General features: G+C 67.9%; 16 protein-coding genes. 3 read left to right on the top strand and 13 right to left on the bottom strand.

Annotation, left to right across the window (positions count from 1 at the left end; translation table 11 throughout):
• Positions 1-8: 8 nt before the first annotated feature.
• The 12 genes from H5393_RS03350 to H5393_RS03295 form a co-directional block, all read right to left on the bottom strand.
• Positions 9-635 (bottom strand): hypothetical protein, encoded by a 627-nt coding sequence (locus H5393_RS03350; RefSeq protein ID WP_182765462.1) that lies wholly within the window; start codon positions 633-635, stop codon positions 9-11.
• Between the two features lies 1 nt (position 636).
• Positions 637-1,515 carry an ethanolamine utilization protein EutJ gene (gene eutJ, locus H5393_RS03345; protein WP_220488152.1) on the bottom strand — a complete coding sequence of 293 codons (879 nt, stop codon included), beginning with the start codon at positions 1,513-1,515 and terminating at the stop codon, positions 637-639.
• A gap of 2 nt (positions 1,516-1,517) precedes the next feature.
• Complete coding sequence (locus H5393_RS03340; RefSeq protein ID WP_076058229.1) at positions 1,518-2,123, bottom strand: cupin domain-containing protein; 606 nt, start codon at positions 2,121-2,123, stop codon at positions 1,518-1,520.
• 39 nt (positions 2,124-2,162) lie between these two features.
• Positions 2,163-2,450, bottom strand: a complete 288-nt coding sequence (gene eutM, locus H5393_RS03335) for an ethanolamine utilization microcompartment protein EutM (RefSeq protein WP_076058227.1) — start codon at positions 2,448-2,450, stop codon at positions 2,163-2,165.
• A gap of 212 nt (positions 2,451-2,662) precedes the next feature.
• Positions 2,663-4,186 (bottom strand): aldehyde dehydrogenase family protein, encoded by a 1,524-nt coding sequence (locus H5393_RS03330; protein WP_182765461.1) that lies wholly within the window; start codon positions 4,184-4,186, stop codon positions 2,663-2,665.
• A 12-nt stretch (positions 4,187-4,198) separates the two neighbouring features.
• Positions 4,199-4,855 (bottom strand): ethanolamine utilization microcompartment protein EutL, encoded by a 657-nt coding sequence (eutL, locus tag H5393_RS03325; RefSeq protein WP_182765460.1) that lies wholly within the window; start codon positions 4,853-4,855, stop codon positions 4,199-4,201.
• Positions 4,856-4,870: 15 nt separating this feature from the next.
• On the bottom strand, positions 4,871-5,776 hold the full coding sequence (gene eutC / locus H5393_RS03320) for an ethanolamine ammonia-lyase subunit EutC (protein WP_076058223.1): 906 nt from the start codon (positions 5,774-5,776) through the stop codon (positions 4,871-4,873).
• Between the two features lie 4 nt (positions 5,777-5,780).
• Positions 5,781-7,148 carry an ethanolamine ammonia-lyase subunit EutB gene (locus tag H5393_RS03315; protein WP_182765459.1) on the bottom strand — a complete coding sequence of 456 codons (1,368 nt, stop codon included), beginning with the start codon at positions 7,146-7,148 and terminating at the stop codon, positions 5,781-5,783.
• A gap of 31 nt (positions 7,149-7,179) precedes the next feature.
• The gene (locus tag H5393_RS03310; protein ID WP_182765458.1) at positions 7,180-8,688 is read right to left on the bottom strand and encodes an ethanolamine ammonia-lyase reactivating factor EutA; all 1,509 of its coding nucleotides are present in this window, start codon (positions 8,686-8,688) and stop codon (positions 7,180-7,182) included.
• Between the two features lie 35 nt (positions 8,689-8,723).
• Positions 8,724-9,017, bottom strand: coding sequence for a EutN/CcmL family microcompartment protein (locus H5393_RS03305; RefSeq protein WP_076058216.1), 294 nt, complete (start codon positions 9,015-9,017; stop codon positions 8,724-8,726).
• Position 9,018: 1 nt separating this feature from the next.
• The gene (locus H5393_RS03300) at positions 9,019-10,230 is read right to left on the bottom strand and encodes an ethanolamine utilization protein EutH (RefSeq protein ID WP_076058214.1); all 1,212 of its coding nucleotides are present in this window, start codon (positions 10,228-10,230) and stop codon (positions 9,019-9,021) included.
• Between the two features lie 165 nt (positions 10,231-10,395).
• Positions 10,396-11,502: a C40 family peptidase gene (locus H5393_RS03295; protein ID WP_182763657.1), complete on the bottom strand. Its 1,107-nt coding sequence runs from the start codon at positions 11,500-11,502 to the stop codon at positions 10,396-10,398.
• 132 nt (positions 11,503-11,634) lie between these two features.
• On the opposite strand from H5393_RS03295, the gene H5393_RS03290 reads away from it, so the two are divergent.
• Positions 11,635-13,368, top strand: a complete 1,734-nt coding sequence (locus tag H5393_RS03290) for a DEDD exonuclease domain-containing protein (protein ID WP_182765457.1) — start codon at positions 11,635-11,637, stop codon at positions 13,366-13,368.
• Between the two features lie 23 nt (positions 13,369-13,391).
• Here H5393_RS03290 and H5393_RS03285 read toward each other — a convergent pair whose 3' ends face one another.
• Positions 13,392-13,901 (bottom strand): peptidylprolyl isomerase, encoded by a 510-nt coding sequence (locus tag H5393_RS03285; protein WP_143570829.1) that lies wholly within the window; start codon positions 13,899-13,901, stop codon positions 13,392-13,394.
• 160 nt (positions 13,902-14,061) lie between these two features.
• Here H5393_RS03285 and H5393_RS14800 point away from each other — a divergent pair, with 160 nt between their 5' ends.
• Together H5393_RS14800 and H5393_RS03275 are read left to right on the top strand one after the other, a co-directional pair.
• Positions 14,062-14,949: a hypothetical protein gene (locus tag H5393_RS14800; protein WP_182763660.1), complete on the top strand. Its 888-nt coding sequence runs from the start codon at positions 14,062-14,064 to the stop codon at positions 14,947-14,949.
• Positions 14,950-15,013: 64 nt separating this feature from the next.
• A complete protein-coding gene (locus tag H5393_RS03275) occupies positions 15,014-16,216 on the top strand; it encodes a winged helix-turn-helix domain-containing protein (RefSeq protein ID WP_182763661.1) in 1,203 nt (400 codons plus the stop codon).
• Positions 16,217-16,225 lie beyond the last annotated feature (9 nt).

Raw genomic sequence — 16,225 nt, 5'->3', positions numbered from 1 at the left:
CGTGTTCCTTACTGTCCCGTGACGGCTTCGATGGCGGTGATGGCGGCCGCGCGGGCCGCTTCGATGTCGGCCTCCGTGCCGGAGATCCACATCCGGCCGTAGATGCCCACGGAGCTCATGTGGTTGAGGAAGATCGGTGAGGCCTTCTCGGCCTCGTTGGCGGCCAGCGTGATGTAGGCGGCGGGTTCGACCTCCAGCACCAGCATGGTGTGGCCGCCCTCGATCATCGTGCCCATGTTCATCCGGTTCAGGACCTGGGCCTGGAGGGGATGCACGTTGGTGATGATCTGCTCGGAGGCGATCTTGGGGGCGATGCGTGCCTCCAAGGGCCGGCCCAACGACTCCAGGACCACCTCGCCGGCGCGGAGCACCTCGGACTGGTTGTCGGAGTGCACCTCGAACATCCCGAACTGGCGCTCGACCACCTGGGCGCCCGGCTTCACGTCAACGGCCTTCAGCACGGTGTCGACCACCCTGAAGACCCAGTTGCCCGGCGCCATCTCGACGTAGAGACTGCTCATGCCCTCCACCGGCGGGGAACCGGCCGCGATCTTCCCCGTGAACGCGGCGAACTGGGGCTGGATGCGGTCGAGATGGCAGTAGGCCCGCAGCTGGAAATCGGACTGATCGGCCATGTCAATGGCCTCCCTTCTGGGCGATGGGCTCGGCGAAGCTCGCGACCCCGAGCGGGGTGACGAGCATGGGTTCGGGGGCCACGACGGTGCGGATACCGGTGATGTCGGCCATGATGTCGGCGATGCCGAGGAAGGCGGCGGTGCCTCCCACCAGGTGGATCACGTCGACGTCGTGGCCCGCCACGGCTGCGCGGACGATGGTGGAGATCTTCTCGAGGGTGGGATGGACCAGGGGCAGCAACGCCTCCTGCTCGCGCTTCCTGACCTTGCGTTTCTCCGCTTCGGCCAAGGGGATCTTCAGCGCGCCGGCGATGACCAGCGACAGGTGGGTGCCACCGGTCGGCTCATCGATGTTGGCGATGACCTCGCCGCCGCGCAGGATGGCGACCCCCGTGGTGCCGCCCCCGATGTCGACGACCGCGCCGTCGGTGATCCCGAGGACCGCGTTGGCGGCGGTGGTCTCGTCGACGACGGCGGTGCACTCGATCCCTGCGCCCTCCAGGACGTAGCCGTGCGCGCGGTGGTCAGCTGTGCCGACCGCCGGCGGGATGGTCACGGCACCCTGGGTGAGCGTGCGCCCGGTGGCGGCCTCGACCTCGTTGCGGAGTTCACGGATCACGGCCTGGGCGCCGGCGAAGTCCCACACCACACCGTCGCGCACCACGTCGGCGAACCTCGTGGCGGCGGCGAGCGGGGCGCCGTCGCGATCGGTGACCATGACGACGCTGAACGCGGTGCCGAGATCGACCCCCACCCTGATCGGGGTGTGGGGCGCGATCCGCTGGGGCTGCCGCAGCGCCGCCTTGGCCGCCTTCATGGTGCGTCTGACCGGCGCCGGGGAACTCGGCGTGGGGTCCGACGCAGCCGCGGACACGTGCATGTTCAGAGCCCTTCCTCCCAGTTGGCCGGGAAGGTGACGTAGATGAACTTGGCCCACGACGGCGTGCCGAACGTGATCGACGACCCCTTGGGCACGTAGAGGATGTCGCCGGGGCGGCCGATCTGGCCGCCCCCGTCGCCACCCAGGTGGAGCTCACCTTCGAGGACGATCTGAATCTCGTCGTAGGTGAGGGTCCAGGGGAACGACCCCTTGGTGAGGGTGAGATAGCCCGCCGCCATGGGCGCACCGTCGTCGGCCGTGACCACGTCGCCTGCGGTGACGGCCATGGACGGGGGCGGCCCCGGGTACGGGAACGGTTCGAGCCGCGCGTCGGCCTGGCGGGCCAGTTTGACGCGTGGCCGGGCGGTGGAGGCGGCGAGCGCGCCCCCACCCGACCCCAGCATGGAGGTGACGATCGTGCGGATCTGCGTCATGAGAGCGTCATCGGCCCGCGGCGCTTCCTCCGCGGCACCTCCCCGCACAATGCTGACGCCCCGGTCCTTCGCCACGTCCCGCGCGAGCGGGGTGACGATGGCATCGGCGGGCACCACGAGGCGGTCACCCGAGGCCGCTTGGACCTCGGCTGCTGTGATGACGCTCCTACCCATGACGGCTCACTCCTTCCGGTTCACGATCGTCTTCGGTGGTCAGTCGCGGTGCGGGAGGATGAGTTCCACGTCGCCGTGCGGGCGCGGGATCACGTGGACCGACACGAGCTCGCCGACGCGGCCCGCAGCCGCTGCGCCGGCGTCGGTGGCGGCCTTGACCGCGCCGACGTCGCCGCGCACGAACACGGTGACCAGACCGGCACCGATCTGTTCCTTGCCGATGAGCCGGACGTTGGCGGCCTTGACCATCGCGTCAGCGGCCTCGATGGCGCCGACGAGGCCCTTGGTCTCGACCATGCCGAGAGCGATCATCTGGACATCTGCCATGGGAGTTCTCCTTTGAGTGGGTGTTTCCGGGGTGTGGGGTGTGGTTTCGGATTGTTGTTCCGGTTGTGGTGACGGCGTCGACGGTGGTGGGGCCTCTTCAGTGGCCTGCACCGCGGTCTCTGCCGTGGCTTCGGGGTTCTTCCCGTTGCCGGGTCTGCGCCTCGGCGGCACATTGGTTGGTTGATCGGTCATTGGCTACCTCCTCGCGGACCTCATTTCTGCATTTCTGTGAGTATCTGGCGCACCAGCTTCTCGATCAGCGCCGCGTCCGCGTCCTGACCGGACGCCTCTGCGGTCTGCGCCGTGTCGTCGGTGTCGCCGACGGCCGGCGTCATGCCGTCGAGCCGTCCTCCGTGCGCGCGGGCCACATCGGGCGCCGGGCGCAGGTGGTAGGCGAGCCGCTTGACGTTGAGCACGTGCTCGACGGTGATGTTGTCGCTGACGACCGCCCCGCCGATGCCACCGGGCGCGAGCGTCATGGACGGCCGTACCCCCGTTGTCGCTCCGACGCCACCCAGGCTGCCCCAGGTGTTGACGAGGACGCGGAAGGCGGGCTTCTCGATACCGAACTGGAGGATGGACTCCTCGTCGCGCGAGTGGATGACCATCGAGTGGCCGTCGCCACCGAACCTGAGCACCTGGATGGCCCGGTCGCAGCCGGCTTTCCACCCGTCCTCCACCATCCACCCGAGCACGGTGGTGAGCTTCTCGCGCGACAGTGGGTACTTCGGCCCCACCCCGTCGAGGGGCGCCACGAGGATGCGGGTGCTCGCGGGGACCTGGATCCCGGCCATCCGGCCGAGCTCCTGGGGCGTGCGCCCCACGTACTCCGCGTACATCATCCCGTTGGGACGGAACATGGCTCCTGCGAGCTTGTCCGACTCCTCCGCGGAGAGCCACTGGGCGCCCCGCTGCTGCATCTCGGTCTTGAGTCGCTCTGCGATCGGCCGGTCGGCGATGACCACCTGTTCGGTGGCGCAGATCGTGGAGCAGTCGAACGACTTCGACTCCACGATCATCTGGGCGGCCTTCACGATGTGCGCCGTGCGGTCGACGTAGGCCGGCACGTTGCCGGGCCCGACTCCCAGCGCGGGCTTTCCGCAACTGTGCGCCGCCTTGACCATGCCCGGGCCTCCGGTGGCCAGGATCATGGAGGTGGCGTAGTGGTTCATCAGCTCGTTGGTGCCGTCGAGGCTGAGTTCGGTCATGCAACTGACCAGGCCCTTGGGCATCCCCGCAGCCTCGCCCGCCTCGGCCATGACGCGCACCGCCTCGGCGGTGCAGTTCCGGGCCGAGGGGTGCGGCGCCACGACCACCGCGTTGCGGGCCTTGACGCCGATCAGCACCTTGAAGATGGCGGTGGAGGTGGGGTTGGTCGAGGGGGTCAGTGCGCACAGCACGCCCACCGGCCAGCCGATCTCCACGATGCCCCGGCTCTCGTCGCGACGGAGCACGCCACAGGTGGGGATGTCCTTGATGGAATCCCACACCCCCTGCGCGGCGAACTCGTTCTTGACCTGTTTGTGCGCCGGGTATCCGAAGCCGGTCTCGTCGTGGGCCATCTGGCCCAGCCGGCCGGCTTCCCGCATCGCTGCCGCGACCATGGCCGCACAGATCTTGTCCACCTGCGCCTGGGAGGCGAACTGGAAGGACCGCATCGCCTCCCTCGCCGCCACGGCCAGGTCCCTGGCCTGCTGGATGGACCTCAGATCCGAGTCCATGTTGTTCGGGCTCATGACTCAGTGCTCCTAGAGGCGCTTCGGGTTGGCCGCGACTTCGAGCACGCCGTCCTGGAAGGCAGCACAGGCCGCCCGGCAGGCACTCTGTGAGCCGGTGAGCAGACCGCCGGCGAAGTTGGTCTCGCTCGGCGGTGCGAAGTACTCCTGCACCGAGACGTCCGCTGCTTTGACCGCGAGGTCCAGCGCGTAGGTGGCTTCCAGCGGCGGTGCGATCAGGTACGCCAGGGGCTCGCCCTGGCGGATGCCCGCGCCCTCCGAGAGGTAGCTGCCGGTGCTGGAGATCAGGTGCGCGAAGAAGTTGAGCTCACCAGCCTCGTCCGCGGTGTAGAACCACGCCTCCTCCTCGGCGTAGGAGATGGCGGCGTCCACCCCGGCGCGCACTTCGGCCGGGGTGGGCCCGGCCAGCATGCCGATGATCTCACCGGACAGCGGGCCCGAGGGGTAGCCCGAGCCTGCATAGAAGCTCTTGGCGTAGACGACGTCGACCTCGGCGTACTTCGTGGCGTCGTCGAGCGCCACGTAGAGCGAGTCGTCGATGTCGCACGTGATGAGGCCGAGCGAGCGTTGGTTGTCCGCCAGCCCCAACTTCTCCGCGAAGCCACGATCGACGTTCGCGATGATGCGCACGGCCAGGATGGTCGGCTTGACCGGTTCCAGGATTGCCATGTCAGTTACCTTCCGTCAGTCTTTCGCGACCTCGCGGAGCTTGACTCCGCTGGCGCTGTACTTGAGCATCCGCTTGATGAATTCGACGATGTAGGCGCCGGCCTCGAGGGGGTTGGTGCCACCGTGGGTGGTGATCATGCAGATCAGGTCCCGGTCGGCGTCGGATTTGCCGGGCTGCGGGTCGAAGCCCATGTAGGCGCTCATGGCGTCGGCGATGCCGAGGCCGGGGCGTTCGCCGATGAGCAGGACGACGACCTTGGCCTTGACGATCGTGTTGATGTCGTTCATGAGACCCACCCGGCCGTTCTCGATGAAGAACGGGGTGCCAACGGAGACCCCACCGGATTTGAGCCCCTGCTCGATCACCGGGTAGATGTCGCGCAGGTTGTTGTCGATGGCGGCCGCCGAGAGGCCGTCGACAACACACAGCTGCACGTCGGGCCCCTTGACGCACTTCTCCTCGATGAGCTTCTTGGCGTCGTCGTTGAGCAGGCGTCCGAGGTCCGGCCGGAGCAGGTACTCGGCCCGGTCCTCCACCCTGGTGGTCACGGTGAACAGGTTGAACTGGTCCCTGATCTCCTGGGACACGACGCCGTAGATGGCGTCCTGGGTCACTCCGTGATCGGCCTGGAACAGCAACGCGGTGGCTGTCTTCGGGCGCGGCCCGGCCCTACCGACACCCAGCCGTGCACTGGTGGTGGCCATCAGGTTGCGCAGCCCGTCCGCGTCGGCGGGATTGTCCACCAACATCGCGTGGCGCGCTTCATCCAGCGTGGGGTCTGCCAGGTCGATGACCAGGTCACCACCGTCACGCTTGATGACGGACTCCGAACGCTGTTTCACGTTGTCCTTGGGCTCGAAGCCCTCGGCCTTCAGTTCCGCCAGTACCCTGGCGACGATCTCCTCAATCTTCTGGTTCATCAGTTCACCTCTTCAGGAAGAAGGACGCGTCGCCGGCGATTTCGGTGAGCTGGCCGTCCTTCCACAGGCCCACCTCTTCCATCCAGGCCTCGAACTCGGGCAACGGGCGCACTCCGAGTGCCTGGCGGAGCGCCGCGGCCTCGTGGAAGCTCGTCGTCTGGTAGCTGAGCATCGCGTCGTCGCCCATGGGAACACCCATGATGAAGTTGGCGCCGGCCGAGGCCAGGAGTACAGCCAGGTTGTCGTTGCTGTTCTGATCAGACTTGGCGTGGTTGGTGTAACACACGTCGCAGCCCATCGAGATGCCGCTCAGCTTGCCCATGAAGTGGTCTTCCAGGCCGGCGCGGATGATCTGCACTGAGTCGTAGAGGTACTCGGGGCCGATGAATCCGACGACAGTGTTGACCTGGTAGGGCTTCCACCGACGCGCGATGGCGTAGTTGCGGGCCTCCAGCACGAGCTGGTCCGCACCGTGGTGCGCGTCGGCAGAGAGCGCTGAACCCTGCCCGGTCTCGAAATACATGTAGTTCGGGCCGGCGGTGACGCAGTACTTCTGCGCGAGTGCATAGGCCTCATCGAGGAGGTCCACGGAGATACCGAAGCTCTCCATCGCCTTCTGCGAGCCTGCGATCGACTGGAAGACCAGACCGACCGGCGCGCCGCGCTTCATCGCATCCATCTGCGTCGAGACGTGCGCGAGCACGCAGTTCTGCGTGGGCACTTCCCAGCGGGTGATGACTTCGTGGGTCATCTCCAACAGTCGGCTCACCGAGCCGACGGAGTCGTCGGCCGGGTTGATGCCGATGACCGAGTCGCCCGAGCCGAACGACAGGCCCTCGTAGATCGAGGCGCGGATGCCGTCGACCGAATCCGTCGGGTGGTTGGGCTGGAGCCGTGAGGCGAACGTGCCTGGCAGCCCCATGGTGTTGGCGCAGTGCGTCACCACCCGGATCTTCTTGGCCGCGACGATGAGGTCGAGGTTGCCCATCAGTTTGGTGACGGCCGCCACCATCTCGCCGGTGAGCGAGTGGCTGATGCGCGCGATGTCGTCGCCGGTGGTCTTGTTGGACAGGATCCACTCGCGGAAGTCGCCGACGCTCCACCCCTTGATCTCGTTGTAGATCGTCTCGTTGATGCCGTCGTCGATGGCGCGGGTGACTTCGTCCTCGTCGTACGGCACGACGGGGTTCTCACGTAGCGCGCTCAGTGGCACCTCTGCCAGCACATGTCGTGCCGCGACACGTTCGGCAGCAGATTCGGCAGCAATACCGGCCTGCTGATCGCCCGACTTCTCCTCGTTGGCCTTGGCCAACAGATCCTTGATGTCGGCGAACTCGTAGGTGTGGCCGAACAACTTTGTCCGCAACAGCATCGAAGTCACCTCCTGGCTTTCTTTTCCACGGTCAGCTCCCTGTCTTTCCGGCTGATGTCTGATGGTTGTGTTTTTCTGTTTCTGCCGCTTGATAAAAGATGAGTGTCTTCACTGACACCGGGACGACTCTTCCGTCGAAGAGCGGCTCCCCGATATCGATGAAATCGCCTTCCCCGAGGTGAATCTGGTCGACGACGATGAGCGGCACTTCGGGCAGGTCCTGCTTGATTGTCTGGCCCAGCACCTGGGCATAGTCGGCCTCGGTGACCAGCACCAGCGGACGGCCGGGGGGAAGGTGTCGCACGGCGAAACTGCAAATGCCCCTGGCCAGCGCTGTGACCTGCGGATACGTGAGTCGCTGCGGCAGGTCGAGGGAGACGGCGAAGTCTCCCTCTGCGCCATCGCCCCGGTCCCAGCGCTCCACGGCTACCCCGAGCGCCTCGGCGATGGCGGGGCCGTCGTCGAGCCCGGGCACCGAGTCCTGCAACCTCGGCTCGATGACCGGCGCGTTGCGCAACGGCAGGTGCGAGTCCTCCGCCCAGATGGTGGACCCGGACAGGGTGACCTGCTGGCTGGCCGCCCCCAGGACGGTGGCCCGCAGCGTCTGTTCGGGCTGCTCGACCCGCAACGCGGACCAGCGTGCATTCCTCCGTAACGAGTCCGCGAGCAGCGGTCCGACGTCCCCCCAACGGATGACTTCGGACAGCGTGCGCGCGGGCGCCTTGTCGTAATAGAGGGCACCGACCCCGCCGGAGACGAAGTAGGCGCCGACGCTGCCGTCGACGGCGAGGGGCGGGCTCAGGGCCGCCTCGGCGGCCAGCGGCGAGGTCTCCCCCAGGCAGAGTTCGACGATGATCTCCGCCATGGCATCGGTGAGCCTGCGCAGTTCTTCGAGCCGCGGCACCGACCCTTCGCGTAGGTCGAGCCCGAGTTCCCGAGTCAGCATCCGGCCGATCGGGGCCAGGTGGGTGAGCACACCCGAGGACGCGTCGAGCACCGCCTGGCGCCCGCCCACCATGGACGCGGCCGAAGCCACGTGCCCACCTGAGCGGAACAGGGCGGCGTTCGAGGAGCCGCCACCGATGTCGACGTTGATCACGGTGGCATAGTTGGCCGCCGACCACTGCGCGGCGCCGGAGCCTCGGCCCGCGATCTGCGACTCGAGGTTCGGGCCGGCCACGGTCACCACGAACTCGCCGGCCAGGTCGCCCAACCCGCGCAGGATCTCCTCCGCGTTGCGGGCGCGGGCCGTCTCGCCCGTGATGATGACGGCGCCGGTCTCGACCTGGCTCGGTTCGACCCCGGCGCGCCGGTACTCGGCACGGATGAGTTCGACGAGCCGCTCGACGTCGACCTCGTCGGCGGTGTGCAACGGGGTCAGGTGCGGTTCGCTCTGGTAGAGCACCCGGCGGGCGTCGATGTCCAGCCGGGGCACCAGGCCCGCGCGGGCCTGGTTACTCACCGTCAGCTCGGAGAGGACCAGTTGGCTCGTCGTGGTCCCGACGTCGATCCCGACGGAGAGCATGTCCCGGCTGTCCATCACACCTCCTTCCTCATGCGTAGTCCTGATGTCTGTCAGCTCTTGCGGAACGTGGTGTCGCCGCCGACCTCGAGCGAGTCGAGGATGGCGAGGATCACGGCGTCCACCGGGGCCTCCGCGGTCAGCGGGGTATGGCGCGCCGCGCTCCCCTCGCTGATCAGGACGAGTTCGCCCTGGCCGGCACCGATCGCGTCGACCGCGACGAACACCTCGTCGCCGATCAGCTCATCAGCGGTGGAGGCCGTCTGCACCACGAGCAGTTTGGTGCCGCGCAACGTCTCCGCCTTGATGGTGGACACGGCCGATCCGATGACCCTGGCGATCCGCATGTCAGGCCTCCGCCGGGTCCCTCGGGTCGTCGCGCAGCGGTGGGCGGGCATCCGGCTCGTGCTCCGGCTCGAGGTCGATGACCGGTTCGTGCACGCGCTTGCCGGTGGGCTCGTGGGGAGCCGCTGCAGGAAGCGACCTGCGGAACAGGAAGTACGCGAGCGCGACGGCGAGGATGCCTGCCGTGAGCTTGCCGGCCATCATCGGCGCGATCATGCTGCGCTCGACGCCGGCCGTGAAGCCGAGGTGGTCACCCAGGACGAAGGCTGCCGAGACGGCGAACGCGCTGTTGAGCACCTTGCCGCGGGGGTCCATGTCCTTCATGAGCTGGAACATCGGGATGTTGTTGGCGAGGGTGGCCACCATGCCGCCGGCAGCAGCCTCGTTCATGCCGAGGAGGCCACCGACCTTGGACAGCGGCTTCGCCGCGTACTTGACGATGAGCGCGACGGCCGGGAACGCGCCGAGGAGCATCATGCCGATCTGGGCGACTGTGGCCAGGCCGTCGGTGGGCGGTGCGAGTTCCCATCCCGCCGGCATGATCTGGACGCCTGTCATGTACTCGAACACACCGATGATGAGGCCGATGGTGATGACGAACACCAGGCCCTTGCCGAAGGCCTCGAAGCCCCGGGTCATGCCGTCGGGGATCAGCCACAGGCCGACCGCGATGAGGATGGCCGCAACCAGCACGGGGATGAGGTTCACCAGCACGAACCCGACGGGAAAACCTGCGGCCACGCCACCGACGAAGACGCCGATGGGGATGGTCACGATGCCGGCGAGGATGCCTTTGGCGAGGTAGCCGCGGTCCTCCTTGCTGATGATGCTCAACGCGACCGGGATCGTGAAGACGATGGTCGGGCCCATCATGGAGCCCAGGATCAGGCCGGACAACTGTGCGGCCATGAGGTTGTCGGTCATCTGTTCAGCCAGCGGCCAGCCGCCCATGTCGTTGGCGAGCAACGTGCCCGCGAACATGGCGGGATCAGCACCGACCACGCCATACAACGGGCTGATGATGGGGCTGAGCAACTTTTCCAGAACAGGGGCGAGCGAGGTCACGCCGACCATTGCCAGGGCCAGGGGGCCGAGGGCGTTGAAGCCTTCCTCAAAGTGCTCGCCGAGGCCGAACTTGTTGCCGATTGCTCGGTCGAGACCGCCGAGCACCATGCAGATCATCAGGATCCACACAATGATTTCGTTGATGTCCATTGTTCCCCTCACCATTGAGGCCGCCCCTCGACGTTGAGGGTGCGGTTCCTTTGGACTCTAGCGAGGGTGGAACAGTTCTGCTTCGGAATGCATGAAATGCACGCCTAGGTCAACTTACTCGGGATCCGTCCACTGATCGGGACGCGGACATAGGGCCTGATCGCGTCAGCCGATGACCCGGCGGGCGCCGGTGAAGGGCATCGAATTGAGGCCGGCCACCCGTACGCCGGAGCGCGGGTTGGCGGCGTCGACGATCTTGCCGTTGCCGATGTAGATGCCCACGTGGCTCACGGGGCTGTAGTAGAAGACGAGGTCTCCCGGCTGGAGTTCCGACTTCGACACCTTGTAGCCGGCCGAACTCCACTGCGTGCGCGAGGAGCGCGACAGGTTGACGCCCACCTGGCGGTAGGCCCAGCTGGTGAGGCCGGAGCAGTCGAACGTGTTTTCACCCGAGGTGCCCCACACGTAACGCTTGCCGACCTTGCTGAGCGCCGCGTTGACGACGTCCTGTGCACGACCGGAGGCGGCAGGTGCGGGGGCGGCCGGCTCGGCGGGCGCCGCTGCTGCGGGTGCGGCCGGCGCTGCACCTGGCGCCGCGGGAGCCGCCGCGGCTGTCTGCGCACGGGCCGCGCGCAGTTCGGCGCGGCGCTGCGCTTCTTCCGCCTGGCGGACCCGCTCGGCCTCCAGCCTGGCGAGGCGCTCGCGCTCCTCAGCGGAGAGGCGCTTGTAGACAGCCTCCGCCTCAGCCTCCTTGGCGTCGTAGTCTTCGGCCAGCTCCACCTTGGCGGCGTGTTCCTTCTTCAGGGCGGCCTCGGTGGTGGCGGCGTCCTCGCGCAGGGTGGTGAGCTTCGCCTGGACGAGTTGCAGCTGCTGGATCCCGGCGTTGCTGCGGTCCACTTCGCTGTGCAGGGTGGCCAGGCCGCTGAGGAAATTGTCTGAGGAGCTGCTGAGCAGCAGCTGCGCCGTGAGGGAGACCGAATCGTGCTGCAGTTGGAATGCGGCCACGTCGCCGAGTTCCGAGGACAGCTTCCCGACCTTCTCCTCCTGCGTCTGCACGTCGGTCTTCAGCCGCGCCAGCTTCTTCTCCGCCTGCGCAGCGCGGTCATGGGACTCGATGATCTGCTGGTCGATGGCCGAGGACTCCTGCTGGATGCGCTCCAGCTCCGCCCGGGCCTGTTCGACGGCTTGGGGGTCCGCGCTGGCCACGACGGTTCCGGTGAGGATGACAGCTGAGGTGAGTACAGCGGCGACGGCGGCACGAACTCGGTTCACGGAAGCTCCAGTGGTGGCGGACAGCAAATCTGAGAGAATCCTAAGCTCTTTTCAGGCTTTCTCAAAGTCCTGTCCACGGACTCGCTTAATGGGGTGCGGGATTTGTCGGCACCGGCGATTATCGTCTCCCTCATGTCTGCCACCGCCTTCTCCCAGCCGTCCTTCGAGGACCTCGGCGTACCGCTCCCGGACGTCACCTTCGTCGTGGTGGACCTGGAGACCACCGGCGGGGCGGCAGATTCCGAGATCACCGAGTTCGGCGCGGTCAAGGTCCGTGGCGGCGAGGTGCTCGGGGAGTTCCAGACGCTCGTGCGCCCCTCGGCACCCATCCCGCCCATGATCCAGGTGCTCACCGGCATCACCAATCAGATGGTGGCGGGCGCCCCTCCCCTGTCCCAGGTGCTGCCGGCCTTCGCGGAGTTCGCCGCCGGCGCGGCACTGGTGGCCCACAACGCGCGTTTCGACACCGGCTTCCTGCGCCGCGGCTACGAGCAACTGGGCATGACCTGGCCACGCCCCACCGTGATCGACACGGTCGCGGTGGCCCGCACGGCGCTCATGCGCGACGAGGTGCCCAACTGCAAGCTCGCCACGTTGGCGCGCTACTTCCGCGCCACCACCGAGCCCAACCACCGGGCGCTCAGCGATGCCCGGGCCACCGTCGACGTGCTGCACGGGCTGCTGGCCCGCGTGGGCAACCTCGGCGTGCACACTCTGGAGGACCTCACGGAGTTCGCCCTCCAGGTCTCGCCGGACAGGCGGGCCAAGCGGGTCTGGGCCCAGGACGCCCCGGAGACGGCCGGCGTCTACTTCTTCGTGACGGATTCGACGGCGGCAGACGGCAGCCCGAAGCGCGAAGTGCTCTACGTGGGTAAGTCCAACAACCTCAAGCGGAGGGTGCGGTCCTACTTCTCGGCGGCTGAGAAGCGCGGCCGCATCCACGAGATGGTCCGGGTGGCCACCGGCGTCGAGTTCATCTCCTGCGCCACGGACCTGGAGGCGGAGGTGCGGGAGCTGCGCATGATCGAGTCGCTGGCGCCCCGGTACAACCGGCGGTCGAAGAACCAGCGCAAGCTCACCTGGCTGAAGCTCACCGACGAGGCGTTCCCCCGGCTGTCCGTCGTCACCTCGGTGCGCGACGGCGCGCCGCACTTCGGGCCGTTCCGCAGCCGCGACGCCGCCAACGAAGCAGCGCTCACGCTGTACGACGCCTTCAAGTTGCGGCGCTGCACGCCGCGCCTCTCCAGGAAGACGGCGTCGGCATCGTGCGCCCTCGCGGAGATGGGCCGCTGCCTTGCCCCCTGCGAACTCGGGGCAGGCGCTGAGGGCTACGGCGCCGTGGTGGAGGAGGTGCGCAGCAGTTGGGAGACCGACGTGCGCCCCGTGCTCCGCAGCGTGCGGGGCCGTCTGAGCAAGCTCGTCGGGCAGGAACGCTACGAGGAGGCCGGCGAGGTGGCGGAGCGGCTCACCGCGTACTACCGCACCTCCCTGCGGTTCCACCGCGTGCGGTCGCTGGCCAGGTGCCGCCAGTTGGTGGCCGCCGTCCCCTCGGCGGCGGGCTGGGACATCCACGTCATCCGCTACGGACGGTTGGCCGCGGCCACCACGGCGCCCTCGCCCCGGGCACGGGCCGCGGCGGAGGAAGCCGTCGCGCTGGCGGAGACGGTGCTGCCCGTTACGGGGGGCTGGCCCGCCGCCAGCATCGAGGAGGCGGAGCGGGTCGCCTCCTGGCTTGAGCTGCCCGGGGTCCGCCTCATCGAGACGGACGGGAGCTGGGAATGGCCGCTGAACGCGGGCCTCCCCGAGGGCGCCCTCCCCCGGGAACTACTCGGCGAGCAGCCCCTCTCGGAACTGCTCGCCTCGTGATCGCTGGTTGAACCGGCGAGGGGTCAGGAGATCTCGACGGTCTCGATCACGACGGGCTCGACCGGACGGTCGCCGGAGCCGGTGCGCGTGGTGGAGATGGAGTCGACCACCTTCTGGCTGGCCGGGTCCTTGACCTCACCGAAGATGGTGTGGCGGTTGTTCAGGTGCGGAGTGGGGCCGGCCGTGATGAAGAACTGCGAGCCGTTGGTGCCGGGGCCCGCGTTGGCCATGGCCAGGAGGTAGGGGCGGTTGAACTGCAGCTCGGGGTGGAACTCGTCGGCGAACGTGTAGCCGGGGCCGCCACGGCCGTCACCGCGGGGGCAGCCACCCTGGATCATGAAGCCGTCGATCACGCGGTGGAAGGTCAGCCCGTCGTAGTACTTGCCCGTGGTGGTCTCACCGGTCTTGGCGTCGGCGTATTCCTTGGTGCCGTTGGCGAGGCCGACGAAGTTCTCGACGGTCTTGGGGGCGTGGTTGTCGAAGAGTTCGATGACGATGTCACCGTGGTTGGTCTTGAGGGTAGCGGTGGTCACGCGCTGTCCTTTCTGAGGATTCACTGGAGGCCCAGTCTGTCAGACGGGCCGAAACGACTGCGAAGCGCCGGGTGAAGTTGGGCCAATCGTCTTGAGTGGACCCTACAAGCAGGTAGCGTGGAATCTGCTCGATCACGAGCCACAACCATGGGAGGAACTTGTGAGAAGGTCACAAGAACTGAAGAAGGCCGCCGCAGAGACAGCTTCTGCCGCCGCCGTGTATTCAACCGCCGCTCTGAAGGAGGGCCTGGACCGCGCCCAGATCATGCTGGCGGATCTTCAGAAGCAGGCCGCACCCGTCCTGCACGACGCCAAGATCCGCACCGCGGATTACGCGGCCAAGCGTCTCGACGATTTCGAGCCGCACCTGAAGGACGCCATGAGCAAGGTGGCCCCGGCCATCGAAGTCGCGCGGGAGCGGGTCGAGGACGATCTGCTGCCCAAGGTCCAGGGGTTCCTGCACCATGCCGCTGAGCTCCCCGTCGTCGTCGAGGGCGGCAAGCGGGGCAAGGCAGCCCTGAAGGCGCTGAAGGGTGAGTTGGAGCCCGCTCCCAAGAAGAGCGGCTGGCGCACGTTCGGCAAGGTCCTCGCCATCGGCGCCATCGTGGCCGGTGCAGCCGCGGCGGTGCGCCACTTCCTATCCCCGAAGGACGATGGCTGGACGGCCCATGAACCCTCCAAGGCCTACGTGAACAACAACGACACGTTCTCCAACGCGGCCAAGTTCGCCTCGGACACCGTCGAACCCACCGACGAGGTCGCCGAGCCGGCTGAGGACGAGGTGCAGGCCCAGGACGTGACCACCGAGACCACGCCTCCGGCGTCGGTGGTAGAGGACGCCGCGGCGCCCGGCACTGCCGCCGCCGGCTACGGCGACGGCTCCTACGTGGGCACCGAGCCCCCCGCAGGGTTCACCATCAAGGGCAACGAGCGCTCGAAGAAGTACCACGTCGAAGGCAGCGGCGGCTACGACCGCACCATCGCCGAGGTCTGGTTCAACTCGGAGGAGGCGGCTGAGGCTGCCGGCTTCACGAGGGCGCAGCGCTGACGGCACTGCTCTGACCCCGCCGGGCGCCGACGCATTGTCGGCGCCCGGTTCTATTGTGTAGCCCATGCCCCGCCGTCTGAGTCCCGCCGCCGCACGGCGCATCGCCGTCGACGCCCAGGGCCTGGGACGGCCCCGGAAGGCAGCGGTGGGTCCGGCCGCGCTACGGGCGGTCGTCGCGCGGCTCGGGGTGCTGCAACTGGACACCGTCAACGTCTTCGAGCGGAGCCACTATCTGCCGCTCCTCTCCCGCCTCGGCCCGTATGACCGCGCGGTGCTGGACCGGCTCGTCCACCACGACCAGCGCGCCACCCGGCTGGGCAGCTTCACCGAATACCTCTCCCATGAGGCGGCCATCATGCCCGTGGCAGACTGGCCCCTGTGGGCGTGGCACCGGGCGCGACCCGAACGGCCCGGCTGGGAGCGCTGGGCGCAGGAGAACGGGCGCCTCATCGACGAGGTGCTGGCCGAGTTCCACCTGTCCGGCCCAATGAGGGTCCGAGACCTCCACCACCCGCTGAACGCCCCCACCAGCGGGGGCTGGTGGAACAAGAACGACGTCTACTGGGCAGCGTCCAGGCTCTTTCGCAAGGGCGACATCGTCGTCGTGGGGCGTGACCGGTTCGAACGGGTCTATGGGGTCGCCGGCGACGTGCTCCCGCCAGAAGCGCGGGTCGCGGTGCCGGAGGACGAGGCCGTCATCGAACTCGTCCGCAGGGCCTCCGTCGCCCACGGTGTGGCCACCCTCGAGGACCTGGCGGATTATCCGCGGATCAAGCGGGCTCCTGCACAGAGGGCGGTCGATGTGCTGGTGGCGCGCGGAGAGCTCGAGCCGGTCGAGGTCGACGGCTGGGCCCGCACGGCGTGGTTGGCCACGGGTCAACGGGTACCACGCTCCGTGACAGCGGCCGCGTTGCTGTCGCCGTTCGACCCCCTGGTGTGGTTCCGCCCGCGCGCCGAGCGGGTGTTCGGTTTCCGCTACCGCATCTCCATCTACACGCCGGCAGAGCAGCGCGAGCACGGCTACTACGTGCTGCCCGTGCTGGTCGACGACGAACTCGTCGGCCGCGTCGATCTCAAGGCCGACAGGCAGGCCGGCGTCCTGCGGGTCCAGCATGCGCATGTGGAGCCGGCCAGCGCCCACCGGCGAGAGGAACTGGCCGCCCGGGTGGCGCCGCTGCTGGCAGAGGCCGCCGAATGGCAGGGTCTGGGCTCCGTGTCGTTCACGGGCCCCGGCACCTGGGTCGCTGCGCTGAAGCCCCACTTCTGAGTTGTCCAC

The sequence above is a fragment of the Tessaracoccus sp. MC1756 genome (genome assembly GCF_014164735.1).
In the GTDB taxonomy this organism is placed as follows: domain Bacteria; phylum Actinomycetota; class Actinomycetes; order Propionibacteriales; family Propionibacteriaceae; genus Arachnia.
This window is presented reverse-complemented; position numbering and strand designations above follow the sequence as displayed.